Below are 231 nucleotides of genomic sequence, written 5' to 3' on the forward strand. Positions count from 1 at the left end.
GCCCTGGGCCATGCGCACTTGTGCCAAGCGATACAGCACTTGCGGTTCGCGCGGTGCCACGCGCTGGGCGCGCTCAAGACTGGAGGATGCGCCGTTCAAGTCACCACCGGCCTGCTGTTGCTGCGCGGTGGTGAGCAAAGCCAGCACCGGGCCGTCCAATTGCTCGTCGGCCGACAGGCCACCGGCATTGGCGGACGGAATCCCGCTCGGTGTCGACGGCATGTTGTAGGT

1 pseudogene is annotated in these 231 nt (G+C 66.7%); it reads right to left on the bottom strand.

Annotated elements, in window-relative coordinates:
- Positions 1-231 (bottom strand): annotated as a pseudogene (locus AAEY79_RS16585) (hypothetical protein); the annotation flags it as partial.

Origin of the sequence: Psychrobacter sp. GW64-MNA-CIBAN-0177, assembly GCF_040309585.1 — a bacterium.
GTDB lineage: Bacteria > Pseudomonadota > Gammaproteobacteria > Pseudomonadales > Moraxellaceae > Psychrobacter > Psychrobacter okhotskensis.